Below are 18,254 nucleotides of genomic sequence, written 5' to 3'. Positions count from 1 at the left end.
CCACACCCGAGGGCACATCCTTGGCGCCTGAGTCGTAGGTCTTCTCCCAGATGATAGCCGGACCGTCATAGGTGTTGGCCCATATCAAGCCAAAAGCAAGAGCCAACCCGCACAACGCCTTCAATAAACCTTTCATGTTATCCTCCTATTCTTAAGATACTTCCTATAAACATAAGCAAACCGACTACAAGGAAGGAACCCCAAAGAGGAAGAAGCGCTACTGTCCATCCTCCCTTGGTCGTTTGGTCGAGCCGTAATCCTATGAGGAAAAGAGTCAGAGCAAACATCAGCAGGAACCAACCAATGATGATAGGGATAAATCTAAGAATGGAAGAAGCAGCATCGAATGAAGAGGAAAGAGAAGGTTGAGGTTGCTCTTGATACTGAGCCAAGAGAGGGGAAGCTAACATCCCAAGTCCTATTATTCCGATAAGGGTTAGGACTATCGTTCGTTTCATGTCATCCTCCTTAGTTTGCTCCCTTCACGCTCACTCCGGCTTAGGGCTGAATACGTAGCTCCACGTCAAGTCAAGAGAATCATTACCTTTACCGCGCCGGTCCATGGATTAACCCGCAGATATCCACGAAAAGAAGCTCAACCTGGCCTATCTCCTGAACAGACAGGAACGTTTGTGTTTCTGAGCCTGCGGTTGGACGATATCTGCCGAGACGACCGCGCCGGTGCTAAGGTTAACGAGGATTACCCCTCCCCTTGGCCTAAGCTCAAGGGACACGAGACTCCCCGCATCTGCAAGAAGGCGGTAGGGCTTGCCGCCGAACCCCAACCTGGCAAGGATCTCATCCACACTGTAGCTGATCCGATCCTTATCCGCGTAGCGCAGAGCCGCGATTAGATCAATCGAGCGAATCCCGGCGTCCAGCCTGGTGAAAACAAATCGCAGGGAAGAGTAAGCAACAAGGGTGTCTCTTTTTCTCGCGATCGAGTCGCAGTGCAGAACCTCCTGCAGTGCGGCAGGGTTCCCTCTCCCCAGCCAGCGCTCCTGGATTACGCCCTCGACGAGGGCTAAAAGGCCCTCCTCTTCAAACCCAAGATGCAGCTCTCGTTCATAGGTTGTGCTGTCTGCCCCCTTCGGCATGGGAAGAAACCACACCTCGCGCCGCACCACCTCAAGATAAGGGTACTCGTATGGAACGGTCTGGGCGATTAGAAGGAGAAGAAGTTCCACGATTTATCCTACCCCTGCATCCCGGATTGTCAAGTACCATCCGGTCTGTGCGCCAATAGATGGTTACCAGGTGGGTGAGAGGGTGAGGAGGGTATTAGAAAAAGCGGGGATCTCCCCTAGACTCAGGAAAAGAGAGATAACCAAAGAGATCCGCCGCTTATGAAGGAATGCGACTTATTCATCTCCCCCTTGATGGGGACGAAGTGCCCCGTCGGGTAGAATAAAAGAGGGGGTGACACCCCAAACCTCCACTACACGCACTTCGGATTGATCTATCTCCTCTTGCACCCCTCCGGGGCACAGGCCAAACTCCAATCCATTGGTTACGATTACCTCGATTAAAACATCTGCTTCTTCCCCCTCGTCCTTCTCGATGATCTCAACCCCCTCTTACCTGGTAACCTTGACAGTTCTTGTGGCCCTCCCCAAGCAAATGGGTAAACACAGATATTTTTCATATATGAAGCTAAATAGAATGTTTAGTGTATATAATTACCAAATAAGGACTTGACAACTGAAAAATCTGATGTAAACTTTACATCTAAACAAAGGCCTAGTCTGTAGGCCCAAGGGAGCGATGGGCTAAAAAGAAGTGCCAGGAAGCGCGCGCTTGTAGCGAGGTACTTCTGTAAGTGTATGTTGAAGGGAATAAACAAGCTAAACTCAGGAGGAACTATAATGCGCAAAAAACTTCCATTGGGTGCCCTAGTGGTGTTTGCGGTCCTTACCTCATCCCTTAATGCCCAACCAACCAGCCTGCTCTCAGAGGGGTTCGAAGGACCCTTCCCCCCGGGTGGTTGGAGTACTTCCACCTCCATCGGTCAGAATCAGTGGTTCCGCAACGACTACTGGGGCCGTCCCAACTATACCCCGGGCGGGAACGGTTACTGCGCAGACAACGACGACGCCGGTGCAGGCCCTGGCGCTGCCAGGGTGGGCAACAATATCCTGCAGTCGTCAATGTTTGATGCGAGTGGTTACAACATCATATGGCTCGCCTACGACGTGGACTGGTATCCAGTGGGTGAGGATATGATGGGCCGGGTGGAGGTCTACAACGGTTCGAGCTGGATTATAGTGATGAACCACCCCATGAGCCGCAAGACAACACGAGACAGCATCAACATCAGTGACAAGGTCGGAGCTGCGATGAACGCCCGGGTGCGGTTCCTCTACAGCGAGATGACAGGCGGCGTAAAATCAAACTGGTATGAGGTTGACGACGTGAACGTCTGGGGCTCAGACCCTCCCGAACCGCTTGACCTGGTGATGGTTCAGATAATCCGCCCCTGGGACAAGGAAAAGGGTGGAGTTCCCTTCAAACCCTCGTGTAGAATCTACAACAACCTCGACACCACTGCCCACGGCAAAGTCCACTGCGGGATCAAGCAATGGCTCCCCCAGCAGACAGTCTACGAGGACGTACACAATAACTACCCGCTCGAGCCGGGCTACACCGTAGTGGAGTTCGCGCCCTTCACCCCTCTCAAGAATAATTCCTACAATGCTTTCTTCGTGGTTGAGCACCCTGATGACGTAAACCCAACCAACAACGACATGAACAAGAACTTCTCCACCCACGAAATTGAATATGACGTAACACCCTATGAAATGCTCTTTCCAGAAACCCCTGAGCAGATCAATCCGTTCGAGCCCACAGCCAATTATGCCGAGCGTCTAGGCAAAAAAACGGTGGACGTGAAAATGCACTGCTGGATTCAGGATTTTGACACCGAAGAATGGGTCTACCGTGACTCGTCAGATATTCGCGATTTTGAGCCTTACGACACCTTCCTTGCCATATTCTACACAGCGTACCTTGAAACCGGTACTTACATAATCAGATTCTGGGCAAATGGCGAAAACAATACAAACATAAGCAACCCTCCACTTGTGGACACCTTCAACTACACATACACAACAGGGATCGCCGAGACCCCGATAACCGCCCGATTCAGTCTTGATGCGGTAACACCCAATCTTTGCGTCAATTTCACCACGATACACTTCACCCTGGGGCATTCTACCAATGTTAACCTGCGCGTCTATGATGCAACAGGCAACGTGGTGGCAACGCTTGCGGACGGTTCCCGTAACGCCGGCTGCCACTCGGTGGACTGGAACACTCACGATGTGGCTTCGGGTATCTACTTCCTGAAGCTTACGACACCTGAGTTCCGGGCCACCCAAAAGCTGCTGGTGCTGCATTAACCCCAACGGATTTTAGCTAACTTTAGCTAAGGATCTGTAGGCGGCCCTGGGTGTTACGGGGCCGCCTACTTTATTATCGCGGGCGACGAGCGCAGCCTTCGGATTGTGCCCCCTATGAGTTCGTCGCCCTCCCTTCGGTCGATCGCGATGACTTCCTGTGCTATCGTATCCGAACGGACGAAAGCCTCCGTTCCACATTGCTTTTGTCACTGCGAGGACGGTTGAGCTTGTGCCAGGCCGGACGAAGCTCCGAAGGACGACGCTTGCGGAGCAATTTTGCACTTTGCAATCTTCAATTTGAAATGAGCGCGAAAGCGCGTCAAAGGGCTTGACAAACCCCGAATTTTGACTAAATTTAGGTATTAGGTTATAGAGAGACGGGAGACGACTGAAGGACGGGCAAAATCGGGAGAGTGAGTGGGAAGCTCAGTTTTCCGATCAGAAAGATTTGGAGAATAAACCAACTCCAAGTAAGGAGGAACATAATGACCAAGAAAGTCATAGGGATCGCGGCCGCGCTGGTTCTTCTCGCGGTTGCTGTGCCGCTCTTCGGCCAGTGGCAGGGCGACACAAGGATCACCAACAACACCGGCTCATCATACACTACCTACAGAGGCGGCTGGTGCATCGCGGCTGACGACGCGAACGTCCACATCGCATGGCGCGACCACACTACAACCCAGCGCATCCGCTACTTCACCTTCCCCATCGGAAGCCCCACCACGACACCCAACGGCGAAGCGGTGAGCACCTCCTCCGGCTACGACCCGTCGATCGCCGTCCACGACGGCACGGTGGACGTCAGCTGGTACTACTACGCCGCCTACGATCTCTACACCCGTGAGAAGAACGGCTCCTGGGGCCCGATCATCAACCACGGCGTCTACAACCAATCCTGCTACTACCCTGCCATCGCCTTTGATTCCGACGGCGACCTGCACAACGTGTTCAACCGCTACAGTTACACCAGTGGCGACGCGCGCGGCTACAGCGTATACTACCAGAGAAAGAACTCGGGCGCCGGCTCCTACTCCTCGCCTGTCAGGGCCTTTGATCCCCACTCGGACGGGGGTTCAGCCTCCAGCACCTACTACGCCTACTACCCCTCGATCTGCATCACGTCCGACGATGTCATCCACATATCCGTCGCACACAACAACGGCTACCGTCTCAAGCATGTATGGAGCACCGACAACGGGGCGACCTGGAATCATGAGACCATCGGCGGAACATACTTCGCCTACTACAGCTACGGCACCTCGATCTGCCATGATAGTGAGGACAACCTCTACATCGCCTATGTGGGCTACACCCTCCCTCGCCAGGTCTACGTTGCCACCAACGCAAGCGGAAGCTGGGTCTCCACACAGGTAAGCAACTCCACCTACAACTACACCTGGTACCCCTCGATCTGCTGCGATACCAACGACAACGTCTGGGTTTCATGGGACGACCGCTCAGGCATGACCTACGAGATTCACTACAACAAGTATGATGCCGTATCCGGCTCATGGGAAGGCGACCAGGCCTTGACCCTTGACGACGGTCAGTACTCGCGTTACTCCAACATTGCAGCCGATGAAAATGGCAACGTTCACATCTGCTGGTACGACCGGCGCGACGGCAACTACGAGGTCTACTACAACTGGTACCACCCTCTTCCACCGGGAGTCTACCTCACAGAGGACTTTGAGGGTTCCTTCCCGCCCGCAGGCTGGAGTACAACCACCGAAAGCGGCTCCAATCAGTGGTTCCGTAACGACTACTGGAGTCGTCCCAACTACGCCGGAGGCTCGGGATACTGCGCTGATAACGACGACGATGCTGCAGGTTCAGGTGCCCCCTTATGCGAATACAACTGTCTTACTTCACCCTCTATAGATCTCTCAGAGGTCGCTGTGGTCACCCTGGAATACACCATGTCCTACAATCACGGTTCCAACGCCGAGGCACGCGTAGAAGTAGTAAATAGTACCGGCTCGTGGATTGTGGTAAACTACAGGGATGACGTGGATCCAACCGGCCCTGGCAAGGTGGAAACCTACAACATCAGCCAGTATGCCGCTGGTGAATCGGACGTCCGGATACGTTTCGTTTACCACGAGTTCGCCGCGGGTCACAATGGTTGGTTTGAGGTAGACGACGTTGAGGTGCGGGAATGCGCCGGGGTAGACACCCTGCTTACGGAAAACTTCAACGGCGCATGGAGCACCACCTCACCGCCTGCCGGTTGGACAATCAACTACGGCTCGAGTGTAACCCGTGACGACTGGAACCGCTGGTACCGGGCCGGGAACTACTGCGCCGGCATCTACTACTACTTCGATACCGAGACCGACGAGCTGATCTCACCTGTGATTGACTGCTCAGGCGAGGGCGAGGTGTACCTTGCCGTGGACCATTACTACAGCCATTACATGAATTATCCTTATACGGCCCAGTGGCTGGGCTCCACAGACGGCGGCGCCACCTGGCCCCACGTCATCTGGGACTACGATGAATCCAGCTACGGTAACTATCCCTTCACCCGTGACAGCCTTGACATCAGCTGGGCCGCAGGTGAATCCCAGGTCGCCATCAACTTCTACGGCGACGGCTACAGCTACAACATTAACTACTGGTATGTTGACAACGTGCTGATGGTCGGCTTTGCAGACTGCGGCTTACCCCCGCCCTACGTATACCTTGATCTCAAGCTGGTTAACATCATCAGGCCCCGGAAGGAAGAGGAACCTGACGTACCCTTCACGCCCAGTATCAAGATCTTCAACAACGTTGATACCGTCGCCCACACCTCGGCATCCTGCAAGATAAAGGACCTCACGACCCAAACCATTGTCTACGACGATGTGTTAAGTAACGTTCCGCTTGAGCCTGGCTATAACATCATAAGCGGCTTCAAGGCCTTCACCCCTGAGGGTGATAAGACGTACAACGCGTTCTTCATTGTGGAACATCCCGACGACATCAACCCGGATGACAACCGCAAGGACAAGAACTTTACCACCGCGGTGGGCGTGGATGTGACGCCGTTCGCGGTGCTGGCCCCGACCGATCCTCAGGTGAACCAGTTTGAACCATCCGCCAGATACGCTGAGAAGGCAGGCGCTGAGGAAACTGATGCAAGTCTGATCTGCGAGATAAAGAATGACGCTGAGGAAGTGGTTCACGGAGATACCCTTGAGCATACCTTTGCAGCCAACGACACCTTCACGGCCACATTCAACAAGAGCGTAGAGCTTGAGGAAGGTCCCTACACGATTACCTTCTGGGCCGAGGAAAGAGGTGGGAACATAAGCAATCCACCGCTCTCGATGGGCTTCAACTACAGCGGTATTGCTGAGACCCCGCTTCCAGAACGCACGAGCCTTGAGGTGCTAGGCACCAGGGTGAACTTCACCCTTGCCACCGCGACCAACGTTAACCTGCGCATCTACGACGTGGCAGGCAACATGGTTGCTACACTTGCATCCGGCACCTACGGCGCTGGCTACTACTCCCTTAACTGGAACACCTCAGGCGTTGCTGCGGGCGTCTACTTCGTGAGGATGATAACTCCGGAGTTCAACGCCACACGCAAGGTGCTGATTCTTCACTAGCCCTCCTTTCGTCCTGAGGACGAAAGATCGAAGATAAAAAGGAAAGGGGCCGGTCTGAGACCGGCCCCTACAGATTTTAACCCAAAGGGCTTGACAAACCCCGAATTTTGACTAAATTTAGGTAGAGAGACGGGAGCCGACTGAAGGACGGGCAAAATTGGGAGAATGGGCCACAGGCTCATATTCCCCGTTTGGAAAATAAACCAACTCCAAGCAAGGATACGCAAGGAGGAGTATAATGACCAAGAAAGTCATAGGGATCGCGGCCGCGCTGGTTCTGTTCGCGGCCCTGGTTCTGCCCCTAAACGCTCAGCTGAGTAGCGTGCTACACGAGGAGTTCGAAGGCACCTTCCCACCTACAGATTGGACGACAACCAACGACGGCGGCACTAACCAGTGGTTCACCAACGGCTATTGGGGCAGCCCCAACTACGCCGGAGGGTCAGGCATGTGCGCCGACAACGACGACGACGCGGCAGGTTGGGGCGCTCCGTGGTGCCAGAACAACGCACTTGTCACGCCCTCTATGGATCTGTCAACCGCCACCGAGGTCTGGCTGGCATACACCATCTCCTACAACCTCCTCAGCAGCACCAACGAGCACGCCCGCATAGAGGTCTACGACGGCTCGAGCTGGCAGAATATTGTAACCTATACCAGCGATCAGGACGCTTACGGCCCTGGCCAGCGCGACAGCTTCGACATCAGCTCATACGCTGCCGGCGAAGCAGACGTTCAGGTGCGCTTTGTCTACAACGAGATCAACTATGCCGGCTGGTACTGGTGGCTCGAGATAGACAACGTTGATGTATGGGCCGACGTCGGCGGCGGCTCCGTAATAGACACCGTAGTGAACGAGGGCTTCGAAGGCCCCTGGCCACCCAGCGGATGGACCACTACCATCGGCTCAGGCAACGACCAGTGGAGGGATCTCAACGGCCTTGGCGGCTTCTGGGCCAACTATGCCGCCTCGGGCGGCGGCAACTGCGCTGAAAACGACGACTATTGGGCCACCAATTTCTTGGGCTGGCCGCAGTGCGTGGAGAATGCCCTGGTTACCCCAGCCTTCACTCTCGGGGGCAACATCTGGCTGGAATTCGACAGAGGCACCTATATGGCCCCTACGAGTGAGATGCGTGTGGAGGTCTGGGACGGCTCCACCTGGCAGCTCATCACCTCCTACACCTTGTCGCAGCTCTGGATGCACGACGTATGGAGCCTGAGCGCCTTCGGTGTGGACGGGGTAACGGATGCACAGGTACGCTTCGTGTACAACGAGACGTCGCCAAGCTCCTCATTATTCTATCAGATCGACAACGTGCTTATCTACGGTGAGACCAGCGGTACGGAGGAGCTCGATCCCCAGATGGCGCAGATCATCCGTCCTCGCAACGAAGAAGAAGGCGGGGTATCCTTCACGCCGGCGTGCAGGGTCCTTAACAACCTGGACACCGCCACTGCCAAGGTGGGATGCAGGTTCAAAGACCTCGAGACCATGGAGACGGTCTACGAGGACGTGCTTAACAGCGTCCCGCTCGAGCAGGGCTACACCGTTGTGGACGGCTTCCGCGACTTCACCCCTGAGGCCAACAAGGAATACACTGCCCTGTTCTGGGTCGAGCATCCAGACGACATTGACCAGACCAACAACGCCAAGGATAAGCACTGGACCACCTTTGCCGGTATGGACGTGACCCCGACCGTCATGCTTTCGCCTGCACCCCAGCAGGACAACGAATTCGACCCAGAGGCGACTTTCGAGGAGCACGCGGGTGCAGAGTTAACGGTTGCGACACTCCACTGCAAGATCGAGGATGGCGAGTACCACGCCGTGGTCTACGAGGATAGTGTGATAGGTGAACCCTTTGCCGTCGAAGAGTCCAAGAACATCAAGTTCCCAACGGTAGAAGGTCTTGAGAACGGCACCTACACGATTACCTTCTGGGCTACAGAGGAGCGCGGCGGCAATATCAGCAATCCGCCGCTCGTGGAGACCTTCGAATACTCAGGTATTGCTGAGGAACCTGTTGCCGAGCGCTTCAGTCTGGATGTTGCAGGCAGCAGGATCAGCTTCACGCTACCTACCGCGACCAATGTGAACCTTCGCGTCTACGACGTGGCAGGCAACGTGGTGGCGACGCTGGTTGATGATTCCCGCGGCCCCGGCTACTACACCATCAACTGGAATACAGACGCCGTTGCTTCGGGCGTCTACTTCGTGAGGATGCTGACACCTGAGTTCAACGCCACACGCAAGGTGCTGATTCTTCACTAATCCTCCTTTCGTCCTGAGGACGAAAGATCGAAGATAAAAAGGAAAGGGGCCGGTCTGAAACCGGCCCCTACAGATTTTAACCAAAGCCCTTGACAAAAGCCGAATCCTGATTATAGTCTGGATGTTTTGGGAGAAAGGCGGTAGTGGGAACTGAACTTCGGCTCAGATTCCCGATGGCGAAGTTTCGAAACAAAACTCTCCAACCAAGGAGGGAGTAATGTCCAAAAAGATCGTAATGATCGCGGTTGCAGTGCTCATGCTTGCAACCATCGTTCCCAGCATCAATGCGCAAACCGTCCTTTTGGGGCCGGAAGGCTTCGAGGGTAGCTTCCCGCCCGCAGGCTGGACCAGAATAGACAGCCCGGTCCCTTACCAGTGGGTGAGGTGGCTCCGACAGAACTGGGGCTCCCTGTATCGAATCGAGACATACTCCGCAGGCCTCGCTTACGCCGGTAACATGGGGCCCTATGGAGTAGTAAACGACTGGCTCATCACCCCGGCTATCGATCTTTCAAGCTACTCATCCGGAACTGTTCTCTTCGGCTACAACTGTGCTTTCAACGTATCCGGAAGCTCCTATTACAGGCAAAGGCTGCACTACTACGTTAAGATCTCTACCGACGGAGGAGGAACCTGGGATGATCCCCTGGTGGATATGCACGGTGACCCGGAGTTCACCCCTGGTCAGCACTATATACACGACGCCCCCAATCCCTTCGTGTTCGATCTCTCAGACTATATCGGCGAGAACATCAGGATAGCATTCCATATCCACTGGGATCCTCCATCCGGCAGCGGCTGGTACTGGCTCTACCGTCCCATCAGCGTGGACAGCGTGTGGCTTACCTGGGAAACAGGTGGCGCCGCATTCGACCTTGAGATGGTGCAGATCATCAGACCCAATACCAAAGAAGAACCTGACGTAGCCTTCACTCCCGCCTGCAAGGTTAAGAACAACCACACTGAAACGGTCGAGGCCCTGGTTCGCTGCAGGATAAGAGAAGTGGGTGGTGGAACCGTCTACGAGGATGTCCTGAGCAACTTCCCGTTTGAGCCAGGCTACAGCGACGTAGCGGCCTTCAAGGACTTCACCCCCGAGGGCGGCAAAAGCTACAACGCTCTGTTCGTGGTCGAGCATCCGGACGACACCGACCCCGGCAACAACGACAAGGACAAAAACTTCTCCGCCGAGCTGGGCATAGACGTGACCCCGTTCGAGATAGTATCTCCTGCCGCGGATACCCAGATGAACTCGTTTGCCCCCTCGGCCAGGTATGCCGAGAACAAAGGAATACCTACAAATGCCGATCTCATCTACACCGTCGAAGATTTCGGATTCCATGCAATAATCGAAACGGACACCGTAGCCCACAGCTTTGCTGGCAACGATACCTTTACCGCGACGTTCGACGAGATCAGCCTCGAAGACGGAATAACCTACGTCATCACCTTCTGGGCGGAGCAAGAAGGTGAGGACATCAGCCATCCTCGGCTGCCCTGGACGTTCTCCTACATCGGAGTTGCGGAAACCCCGTTTGCCGAGCGCACGAGCCTTGAGGTGGTAGGCACCAGGGTGAACTTCACCCTTGCCAAAGCGAGCGAGGTTACCCTGTGCGTCTACGACGTGGCAGGCAACGTGGTGGCGACGCTGGTTGATGATTCCCGCGGCCCCGGCTACTACACCATCAACTGGAATACAGACGCCGTTGCTTCGGGCGTCTACTTCGTGAGGATGCTGACACCTGAGTTCAACGCCACACGCAAGGTGCTGATTCTTCACTAATCCTCCTTTCGTCCTGAGGACGAAAGATCGAAGATAAAAAGGAAAGGGGCCGGTCTGAGACCGGCCCCTACAGATTTTAACCAAAGAACACCCCTTGACAAAACAAAGCCGTTCGACTAAGCTGGATCTATGAGCGTATCTCTCAGGGTCTCTTTATTCCGGGGGGTCCCCAAGCGAAGACGAAGTATTCGCTTGGGGTGTTGATCATGCCTGAGATGCCTGAACTGGAGGTTCTGCGGGAGAACCTCGAACGCCTGATCGTCGGCAAGTCGATCGAAGACTTTCGTATCATCAAGCCCTATATCCAGAAAACACTCCTTCCCGATGACTTAATAGGACAGAGGGTGGCCGGTGTCACGCGCCGGGGCAAGTACATCGAGATAGCGCTTGAGGGATACCGAATCGTTGTCCATCTGATGCTTAAAGGCAGATTCAAGATACAGCCCAAAGAGAAAGAACCCCTCAAAAGTTCAGCCGCGTTCATAGAGTTCGATAATGACAATACCCTGCACCTGGTTGAGGATGCAAAACTCAAGCGCATGAGCATGTGGATACTCCCAAAGAAGAAAGGGACAGACGACATAAAGGAACTGGGACCGGAGCCGCTCTCCGAGGAGTTTACGGTGGATAGATTGGCTGAACTTCTTGGAGCCTCCCGTGAGAGATTAAAGAACTTCCTTTTGAATCAACGCAACGTCGCCGGCATAGGCAACGCTTACGCGGACGAGATCTGCTGGCAGGCAGGACTTTCGCCCTTCAAGCAGGCGAATAAGCTGAGTGCGGATGAAGTCGCCCGACTCCATGGAGCTATACGCAAGACCCTTATCGAGGCCACCGAGCAGACCCGCAGGCTCACCGGTAAGGGGATCGAGATCAATGAGACCAGACCATTCATGGCCGTGCACCGCCGCAAGGGCGAGTCCTGTCCGCGTTGCGGCACCAGGGTCCAGTGGGTCTCGACCACCGCCCGCGACACATTCTACTGCCCTCGCTGTCAGACAGAAGGCCGCATACTGAAAGATGGCCGCACCTCCCGTTTTCTGAAAGGGAATTAGCCACAATATCTGAGTGGCTTAACAAGTTCATACCTACCTTGCGCGTACTGTCAGTCAGCAGCAAAAAGGATGTCCAGGTTTTCACCCCCTCCCTACCCTCCCCCATCAAGGGGGAGGTGAAATAATGCTCCTTTCGTCGGAGGACGAGAGATCGCAATGAGAATTTAGTGGTTCCCACAGCTTCGTGTAGCGAAGGTGTGGGGTGATAGATAGACTTGACAGGAGCGATGAATCCCTTATGCTGTAGCATGGCAAGAGACCCCCTATCATGGGTGAGGATGACCGTTGCGCTGTTTATCTCCCTCATCATCGCAGGCGCAGGACAAATCCTTGTTGAATTGCTTTCCAAAGCCCCTATAGGATGGATAAGGGTCTTGCAGATAGCCGCTGCGGCAGGCGTGATCGGGTTCCTTGTCTGCGCGTGGCACGAGAGGGGACTTTTCTACGCGCTCCTGACCGCTCTCATCGCGGCCCTTGCCGGCGGGCTTGTCGGAAGGTTCATGAGTGCAAAACTAATCCAGATTCTTCTTATCTTTGGAGTCGAAGTCCTCTTTGTCGGACTGATCAAGCTTGGGGATGCGCTCGGCCGGCAGCGTCAGGCCCTGCGTTGGTTTTTCGGCCTTCTGGGAGGAGTCATAGCCGGACTGCTTGTCTTCGGGATAGTAGGGACGATCATAGCCGAGATAGGTGGCTTCTTCAAAGGAACGAAACTAGGGCTGCCATTCATACTTGAGGTCGGGGTTGCAGTGCCGAGTGCTCTGCTTGTTACAAGGATCCTTCTGGGTGAAAGAAAAACCCTTAAACCTGAAAAGGAGTTGGAATGAAACAACGTGCCAGTTGGTTGAAGATCATTCTTGTGCTTGCGGTTGCCTTTGTGGTTGCAGGGCTGCTGCATGGGCTCCTGCAGGGGGCATGGTTCAGTGGGATGGGGCTAAAGGTGGCATTCCTTGCCGCCGTCCTGGGATTTGTGGTTCTTTCCTGGAACGAGGAGGGGTTCTTCTATGCGCTTGGAAGCGCGGTTGTCCTCTCTGCGATGGTCGCGGTCGCAGGAAAATCCACATATCCACCGCTTCTTAGGGGTCTCTTTACCCTTCTCTACTTCGCGCTTTTTGCCGGACTTATGTATCTGGGTGATTGGGTCAGCCGAAGGATTATTTTCTTGCGCGCGGTTGTGAGCTTCGCAGGCGGTGTTATCGCCGGTGTGATAATGGTCTACCTTCTGCCTCTTATAAGTTTCACCAGGCCGCTTGCTTACTTCATGAAAGATATGCAGGGCGATTTGGTTTCCGCTATCGAGACCACCGGCGGGGTGGCAATCGGGATACTCGTTGCCCGGCTGGTCGGGGGCGCGAAGAAAGAGAGGGAGAAGAGGTAAGATAACAAGTCCTTTCTCCATCGGAGACGTGTACCCCATAGGGGTAAAAGATCGGTATTAATTAAACGAATCGAGGATCGGCCTGGACTGGCAGAAGTTCACGCAGCGCTCACACATCAAACGTCGGTTGTGGAACTCACTCGACGCCGGACAGACTATTCCTCTATCCCATCTGCTTGATCGGTCTCCACAATACGACCTATACGCAAGATCCACCTTATCACCTGTCCAACTTTCGAGCCGCTGTGGGAGCGAATCTCTCTCCCTACCCCCCTCACCTCAACGCGTCCGGACCGGGTCTCATGCACAACATCGCAGTTTGCAGGCACCCGGGCGCTGACGTCCGCCTCATAAAGCCTGAGCTGCCGCATTATTAAACCCAAGGTTCCCTCAGATTCCAACCTCACGGTTACCTTATCCCCCTCCTGCTCAGTTGAAAGGGAGTAAATATCCTCCCCAGGCAGTTCCACCTTCAGCTCTATCCGGTTGCTGTCACCTACCTCTACAGTCAGTCGCGCTGGGTCCGCATCGATAATCAATCTGGGCTCGGAGCCTACGGAAAACTCCTCTTCTATGACCTGCGCCTCCCCGGCCGCGAGTACAGCGACTGCCGAAAACAACAGAAGAAGTGTGTGGAGCAGTTTTCCTCTCATCAAGCCTCCTTCAACGAAGACGACGCAATATTTGAGCCGTTTGTTTCACATCTTTCCACGTAAAGAGGGCTGGCACCTTGAAGATAAAAAGGCGATTACGATAGATGCAAGGCGGCCTGGACAACTACTTGATCTGTTCCCTGGACGGTGCGTCCTCTGATTCCTCTGGCTTTGTCTCTTCTTTTTCAACCTCGATCTTCTCTGGTTCGGTTCCCTTTCGGATACGAATCGATCCGGTCTCCGAACGCAGTCTAAGCCTCTTGCTGCCGTCACCTATACGAACACGAAGGTAATGCTCACCCTCGTCAACCGGCTCAATACCCGGAAAGATGCTCACGCTGCCAACCTCGGTTTCTGCGTCTATCTCGATATCGGAAAGACCGCTGAGCCTGGCTCTAATAGAACCCACCGAGGTCTTGAGAAGATTATCCTCTCCTTCTGTAATGGTTCCGTCAAAATCGATCGATCCTACGCTTGAGCGGACGCGGAACCGGCCTGACGTGCGCTCTATCTCGATAGAGCCAGCACTGGTCTCAAGATAGAACTCCCCTTTCGAGTCTTGAACCCTTATCTCGCCTGTGCTGGTTTCTGCATCCACCGTTCCCTTAGCCTCATCTATATGGATAGAGCCGCTTGCGGCCCTTGCCCTAACATCGCCTCCAACGTCATTCATCCTTATCGAACCTGCGCCTGTCCGGGCCTTGATGGTTCCTTCAATGCCGCCTTTTACCTCTATGCGTCCGGCATCGATCGCAAGATCAAGGTCGCACCTGGAAGGCACCTCTACTCGAACCCATGGCTCATCACCTGAGATGAAGTGGAGGGGGAAGAGGAACCATCCTATGAGGCCTCTGTGTTCCAGGTCAACGCGCACCTCGTCACCGTCCTGATCGCTTGAGAGTCTGTATCCCTCACGATCCGGCAACTGGACGTAGACCGTGATCTTGTCACCCTCCCCTCTCTGGACCGTCACCCTTCCGGCATCAACGTCAACCGTAAGTTCAGGGGCGGAGCCGACCTCAAACTCCTTCTTGAGTCTCTCTGCGGCCGTAAGTGATGCCGCTGCAACAAGAAAGGCCACAACGACTAACGAAAACCTCTTCATGCTTCCTCCTTTTTTGGATCGCGTCATAGAAGACGCAGTAAGTTCGGCTTTTGTTGCGAACCGCCCCGGCCTCTGGGTCGTTTTAGATGTCGAACTGAACTAGAAGCAAGTCAAGACTCTCGCTTGATTTCCTCGACATTGTGCTGGCCGGAAGAAAACATTACGTATCTTCTGCACGCGACGATCGGTTCCACTTTTTCTGCGATCTTTTCCCGAAAGGGAAAAGGAGCATTAAGGACTTGACAAAATCCTTTCTTTGCCTATAGTTTTATGATGGGTGTTCGAGGAACCGGTTGCGGGTTGATGTAAAGGAGGAGGAGAACGAGAAAGGAGGAGGCTAGATTGAGGGATAAGCGTAATATGGTAAGGGGCAAGGGAGACGGACAGGGAGGAGGCCTGTACCTATTTCAAGGTTTCCTGCAAGATTCTCGAAAACAAAGGGCGCAGGCAGAGCCTGTGTAGGATTATCAAAAACAAAAGCCAAGGAGGGTATTATGCGTAAAAGCATAGTGTCTAAGACACTACTGATCCTTGGGGTGCTGGCATTGGCGGCAGTTCCACTGTTCGCCCAATGGCACTCCGATACAAGGATCTCAAACACCTCAGGCACCTCCTACGCCCCTTATAACACCGGTGGATGGGGTGTAGCAGCGGATGCCAACGATGTCTACATCGTGTGGCGCGACTATAGCTTCTCTCAGTACGTCCGTGCCGTAGTGTTTCCAATCGGATCCCCGCCCGCTGCCGGTTCAGGAACCGCGCTGAGTTCAACCAGCTTGTCTTATGATGTTGCCGTAGCAGCCGGAGACGGAACCAATGCCCATGCGGTATGGGATCGGTCCGGTAACCTGTACTACAACGGCTACAACGGCTCCTCCTGGGGCTCTGAATATCTTCACACCTCCGGCCAGAACCTGCGCGCCCAGTCCATCGCCGATATCAGCAACGGTACTTCTTACATCGCCACCTCAGGTTCATGGTCCTACCCGGGCTTCGTGTACCGGGTATGTTATCGGGAGCGCAGCTCCGGCGGCACCTGGGGACCTCTGATCAATGCCTGGGCTCCCACCTCCTCTGACTACCACTACTTTGTTCACCCATCGATCTGCGTGACCCCTGACGGTTTAAGGCACATCTCCATGGGTATCTATCGTTCTGCAGGACCTTCTTACACCATCGGGCATATGTGGAGCTCCAACGGTACCTCCTGGTCACACGAGTACCTGCTTCCCTCCTACAGCGCCTACCATATCCGTCCCACATCCATCTGCTCTGATCCTGACGGTAATCTATACATCGCCTACATGGACTATCCCTCGCCCTACCAGGTGTCTGTGATAGACAACGTGGGCGGCTCCTGGAACACGCCGGTTCAGATAAGTAACTGTCCCACATCGCTTTACTACCTCTCCATCTGCTGCGACACCTTCGGCACGGTTTGGGTAGCGTGGGAAGATCGCTCTGGTCAGACCTACGAGATATACTATGCCACTCGACCTAAGGGCGGCTCGTGGGGCGCTCCCCAGGAGCTGACCCCTAATGACGGCATTGTTTCCCGTCACCCCAACCTCACCGCCGACCCCAACGGCAACGTGCACATCACCTGGACCGACCGGCGCGACGGCAACTACGAGGTCTACTACAACTGGTACGCCGGCAGCGGAGGCGGTCCTGGCGGCCGCGATCTGGCATGCACCCGGATCCTTAAACCGCTGGGCAAGATCACAGGCGATCCAGTCACGCCCAGTGCGGTCGTCGCCAACTTCGGCGGAGGCGAGGACTCATGCTACGCCAAGTGCGTCATCACCGGTCCGGGCGTCAACTACGACAAAGGCAACCTTGAGGGCATCGTCTACCTTGAGGCAGGCGAAGAGGACGCCGTCTCCTTCCCGTCCTGGACACCCCCGGGCGGGGCTGGCGACCGCTACAGGGTCGAAGTAACGGTCTACCTGTGGCCTGAGAAGACCATTGAGGACGACGACCCCTCAAACAACATCCAGGTCGAGTACGCCACCATCGAAAGCGCCGTCCAGGTTGATGCGATAGAGGTCGTAAAGCCTGTGGAGGGCAGCGTGGTGGACAGCATGACGCCTGAGGCCAACTTCAAGAACGTAGGCACAGAGGCGGCTGAAAACTTCTACTGCTACTGCGAGATCGTATCTCAGGGCTATCACACCGCCGACTACCTCGACAGCGTGCCGGTGGCCAGCCTTGATCCGGAAGAGGTGAAGAACGTCAAGTTTGCCAAGTGGATCTGCGACGACGACGCATCCTACATGGCGACGTTCTTTGCCGCGATTCCGGGGACTCCTGACTACGCCCGCATCCTGCTCGGTAAAGAATTGTCCGTAATGTTCCAGGGCACGCCGTTAGTCGGCATTGCCGAGTCCGCGGATGCGCTTCGTATAGAGGTTACCGGTCCCAACCCGTTCATTGCCGGCACCCTTGTGAGCTACGCGGTTGGCTATCCTATCTCAACTACGATTCGGGTCTACGACGTAACAGGTAAGGTGGTTCGCACCCTTCACGACGGCGAGCTTTCCGGCTACGGTTCCCTTTACTGGGACGGGACCGACGACGCTGGTGCCGAGCTTGCAGGCGGGCTCTACTTCATCCGTATCATCACCCCTGGCTTCACAAAAACCGCCAAGGTTGTGCTGCTGCACTAAGAAACCCTTTCCTAAGATTTTATGCGGTCTCCTGCTACAGGGGGCCGCTTTTTTTTTTTAAGAGAAGGTTTTCGTGAAGGGGGCAACGCCGCGGGGACCCCGACAGGTATCCTCCTGCGATCTTCTGTGCGAAGCACAGAAGAACAACCCCAACGTGAAAAGCCCAACCGACCACGCCACCTCGTGGAAGCCAAGCTTGATCCCTGAAAGGTGAGTCCCAGACGCATCAAGCGGACGGATTACGTCAAAAATCACTGAATCAACCCTCTGCAAAAGACAAAAGACTCACGTCACCACACCCCAGGCGTCTCCTCCTCCTAGTACTATGCCAACGCAGCCTCC

General features: G+C 54.8%; 13 protein-coding genes. 8 read left to right on the top strand and 5 right to left on the bottom strand.

Annotated elements, in window-relative coordinates; genetic code table 11:
* Window positions 1-137: 137 nt before the first annotated feature.
* Both CEE36_06820 and CEE36_06815 read right to left on the bottom strand, forming a co-directional pair.
* Window positions 138-458, bottom strand: coding sequence for a hypothetical protein (locus tag CEE36_06820; GenBank protein ID TKJ42790.1), 321 nt, complete (start codon window positions 456-458; stop codon window positions 138-140).
* Window positions 459-605: 147 nt separating this feature from the next.
* Window positions 606-1,187, bottom strand: coding sequence for a hypothetical protein (locus CEE36_06815; protein TKJ42789.1), 582 nt, complete (start codon window positions 1,185-1,187; stop codon window positions 606-608).
* Between the two features lie 636 nt (window positions 1,188-1,823).
* On the opposite strand from CEE36_06815, the gene CEE36_06810 reads away from it, so the two are divergent.
* The 7 genes from CEE36_06810 to CEE36_06780 all read left to right on the top strand — a co-directional run bounded on the left by CEE36_06810 (window position 1,824) and on the right by CEE36_06780 (window position 13,485).
* Entirely contained in the window at window positions 1,824-3,398 is a 1,575-nt protein-coding gene (locus CEE36_06810) for a hypothetical protein (GenBank protein ID TKJ42788.1), read from the top strand.
* Window positions 3,399-3,883: 485 nt separating this feature from the next.
* Window positions 3,884-6,997 carry a hypothetical protein gene (locus CEE36_06805; GenBank protein ID TKJ42787.1) on the top strand — a complete coding sequence of 1,038 codons (3,114 nt, stop codon included), beginning with the start codon at window positions 3,884-3,886 and terminating at the stop codon, window positions 6,995-6,997.
* A 238-nt stretch (window positions 6,998-7,235) separates the two neighbouring features.
* Complete coding sequence (locus CEE36_06800) at window positions 7,236-9,272, top strand: hypothetical protein (GenBank protein ID TKJ42786.1); 2,037 nt, start codon at window positions 7,236-7,238, stop codon at window positions 9,270-9,272.
* 217 nt (window positions 9,273-9,489) lie between these two features.
* A complete protein-coding gene (locus CEE36_06795; protein ID TKJ42785.1) occupies window positions 9,490-11,055 on the top strand; it encodes a hypothetical protein in 1,566 nt (521 codons plus the stop codon).
* Window positions 11,056-11,261: 206 nt separating this feature from the next.
* Window positions 11,262-12,110 carry a hypothetical protein gene (locus CEE36_06790; GenBank protein ID TKJ42784.1) on the top strand — a complete coding sequence of 283 codons (849 nt, stop codon included), beginning with the start codon at window positions 11,262-11,264 and terminating at the stop codon, window positions 12,108-12,110.
* Window positions 12,111-12,388: 278 nt separating this feature from the next.
* Complete coding sequence (locus CEE36_06785; GenBank protein ID TKJ42783.1) at window positions 12,389-12,934, top strand: hypothetical protein; 546 nt, start codon at window positions 12,389-12,391, stop codon at window positions 12,932-12,934.
* Window positions 12,931-13,485, top strand: a complete 555-nt coding sequence (locus CEE36_06780) for a hypothetical protein (GenBank protein TKJ42782.1) — start codon at window positions 12,931-12,933, stop codon at window positions 13,483-13,485. Before CEE36_06785 ends, CEE36_06780 begins: the two co-directional genes overlap by 4 nt.
* A 155-nt stretch (window positions 13,486-13,640) precedes the next feature.
* On the opposite strand, the gene CEE36_06775 is transcribed toward CEE36_06780, so the two are convergent.
* Window positions 13,641-14,138 carry a hypothetical protein gene (locus tag CEE36_06775; GenBank protein TKJ42781.1) on the bottom strand — a complete coding sequence of 166 codons (498 nt, stop codon included), beginning with the start codon at window positions 14,136-14,138 and terminating at the stop codon, window positions 13,641-13,643.
* Window positions 14,139-14,262: 124 nt separating this feature from the next.
* The gene (locus CEE36_06770; GenBank protein TKJ42780.1) at window positions 14,263-15,270 is read right to left on the bottom strand and encodes a hypothetical protein; all 1,008 of its coding nucleotides are present in this window, start codon (window positions 15,268-15,270) and stop codon (window positions 14,263-14,265) included.
* 467 nt (window positions 15,271-15,737) lie between these two features.
* Between CEE36_06770 and CEE36_06765 the strand changes: the two genes are divergently transcribed.
* A complete protein-coding gene (locus CEE36_06765) occupies window positions 15,738-17,912 on the top strand; it encodes a hypothetical protein (GenBank protein TKJ42779.1) in 2,175 nt (724 codons plus the stop codon).
* A gap of 57 nt (window positions 17,913-17,969) precedes the next feature.
* On the opposite strand, the gene CEE36_06760 is transcribed toward CEE36_06765, so the two are convergent.
* On the bottom strand, window positions 17,970-18,185 hold the full coding sequence (locus CEE36_06760; protein TKJ42778.1) for a hypothetical protein: 216 nt from the start codon (window positions 18,183-18,185) through the stop codon (window positions 17,970-17,972).
* Window positions 18,186-18,254 lie beyond the last annotated feature (69 nt).

Source organism: candidate division TA06 bacterium B3_TA06, from assembly GCA_005223075.1.
In the GTDB taxonomy this organism is placed as follows: domain Bacteria; phylum Hydrothermota; class Tepidihabitantia; order B3-TA06; family B3-TA06; genus B3-TA06.
This window is presented reverse-complemented; position numbering and strand designations above follow the sequence as displayed.

Bases quoted from the DNA above. Each gene is read 5' to 3' on its own strand.
- CEE36_06780 (TKJ42782.1), top strand. From the start codon at position 12,931: ATGAAACAACGTGCCAGTTGGTTGAAGATCATTCTTGTGCTTGCGGTT.
- CEE36_06795 (TKJ42785.1), top strand. From the start codon at position 9,490: ATGTCCAAAAAGATCGTAATGATCGCGGTTGCAGTGCTCATGCTTGCA.
- CEE36_06785 (TKJ42783.1), top strand. From the start codon at position 12,389: ATGACCGTTGCGCTGTTTATCTCCCTCATCATCGCAGGCGCAGGACAA.
- CEE36_06790 (TKJ42784.1), top strand. From the start codon at position 11,262: ATGCCTGAGATGCCTGAACTGGAGGTTCTGCGGGAGAACCTCGAACGC.
- CEE36_06770 (TKJ42780.1), bottom strand. From the start codon at position 15,270: ATGACGCGATCCAAAAAAGGAGGAAGCATGAAGAGGTTTTCGTTAGTC.
- CEE36_06775 (TKJ42781.1), bottom strand. From the start codon at position 14,138: ATGAGAGGAAAACTGCTCCACACACTTCTTCTGTTGTTTTCGGCAGTC.
- CEE36_06805 (TKJ42787.1), top strand. From the start codon at position 3,884: ATGACCAAGAAAGTCATAGGGATCGCGGCCGCGCTGGTTCTTCTCGCG.
- CEE36_06810 (TKJ42788.1), top strand. From the start codon at position 1,824: ATGTTGAAGGGAATAAACAAGCTAAACTCAGGAGGAACTATAATGCGC.
- CEE36_06820 (TKJ42790.1), bottom strand. From the start codon at position 458: ATGAAACGAACGATAGTCCTAACCCTTATCGGAATAATAGGACTTGGG.
- CEE36_06765 (TKJ42779.1), top strand. From the start codon at position 15,738: ATGCGTAAAAGCATAGTGTCTAAGACACTACTGATCCTTGGGGTGCTG.
- CEE36_06800 (TKJ42786.1), top strand. From the start codon at position 7,236: ATGACCAAGAAAGTCATAGGGATCGCGGCCGCGCTGGTTCTGTTCGCG.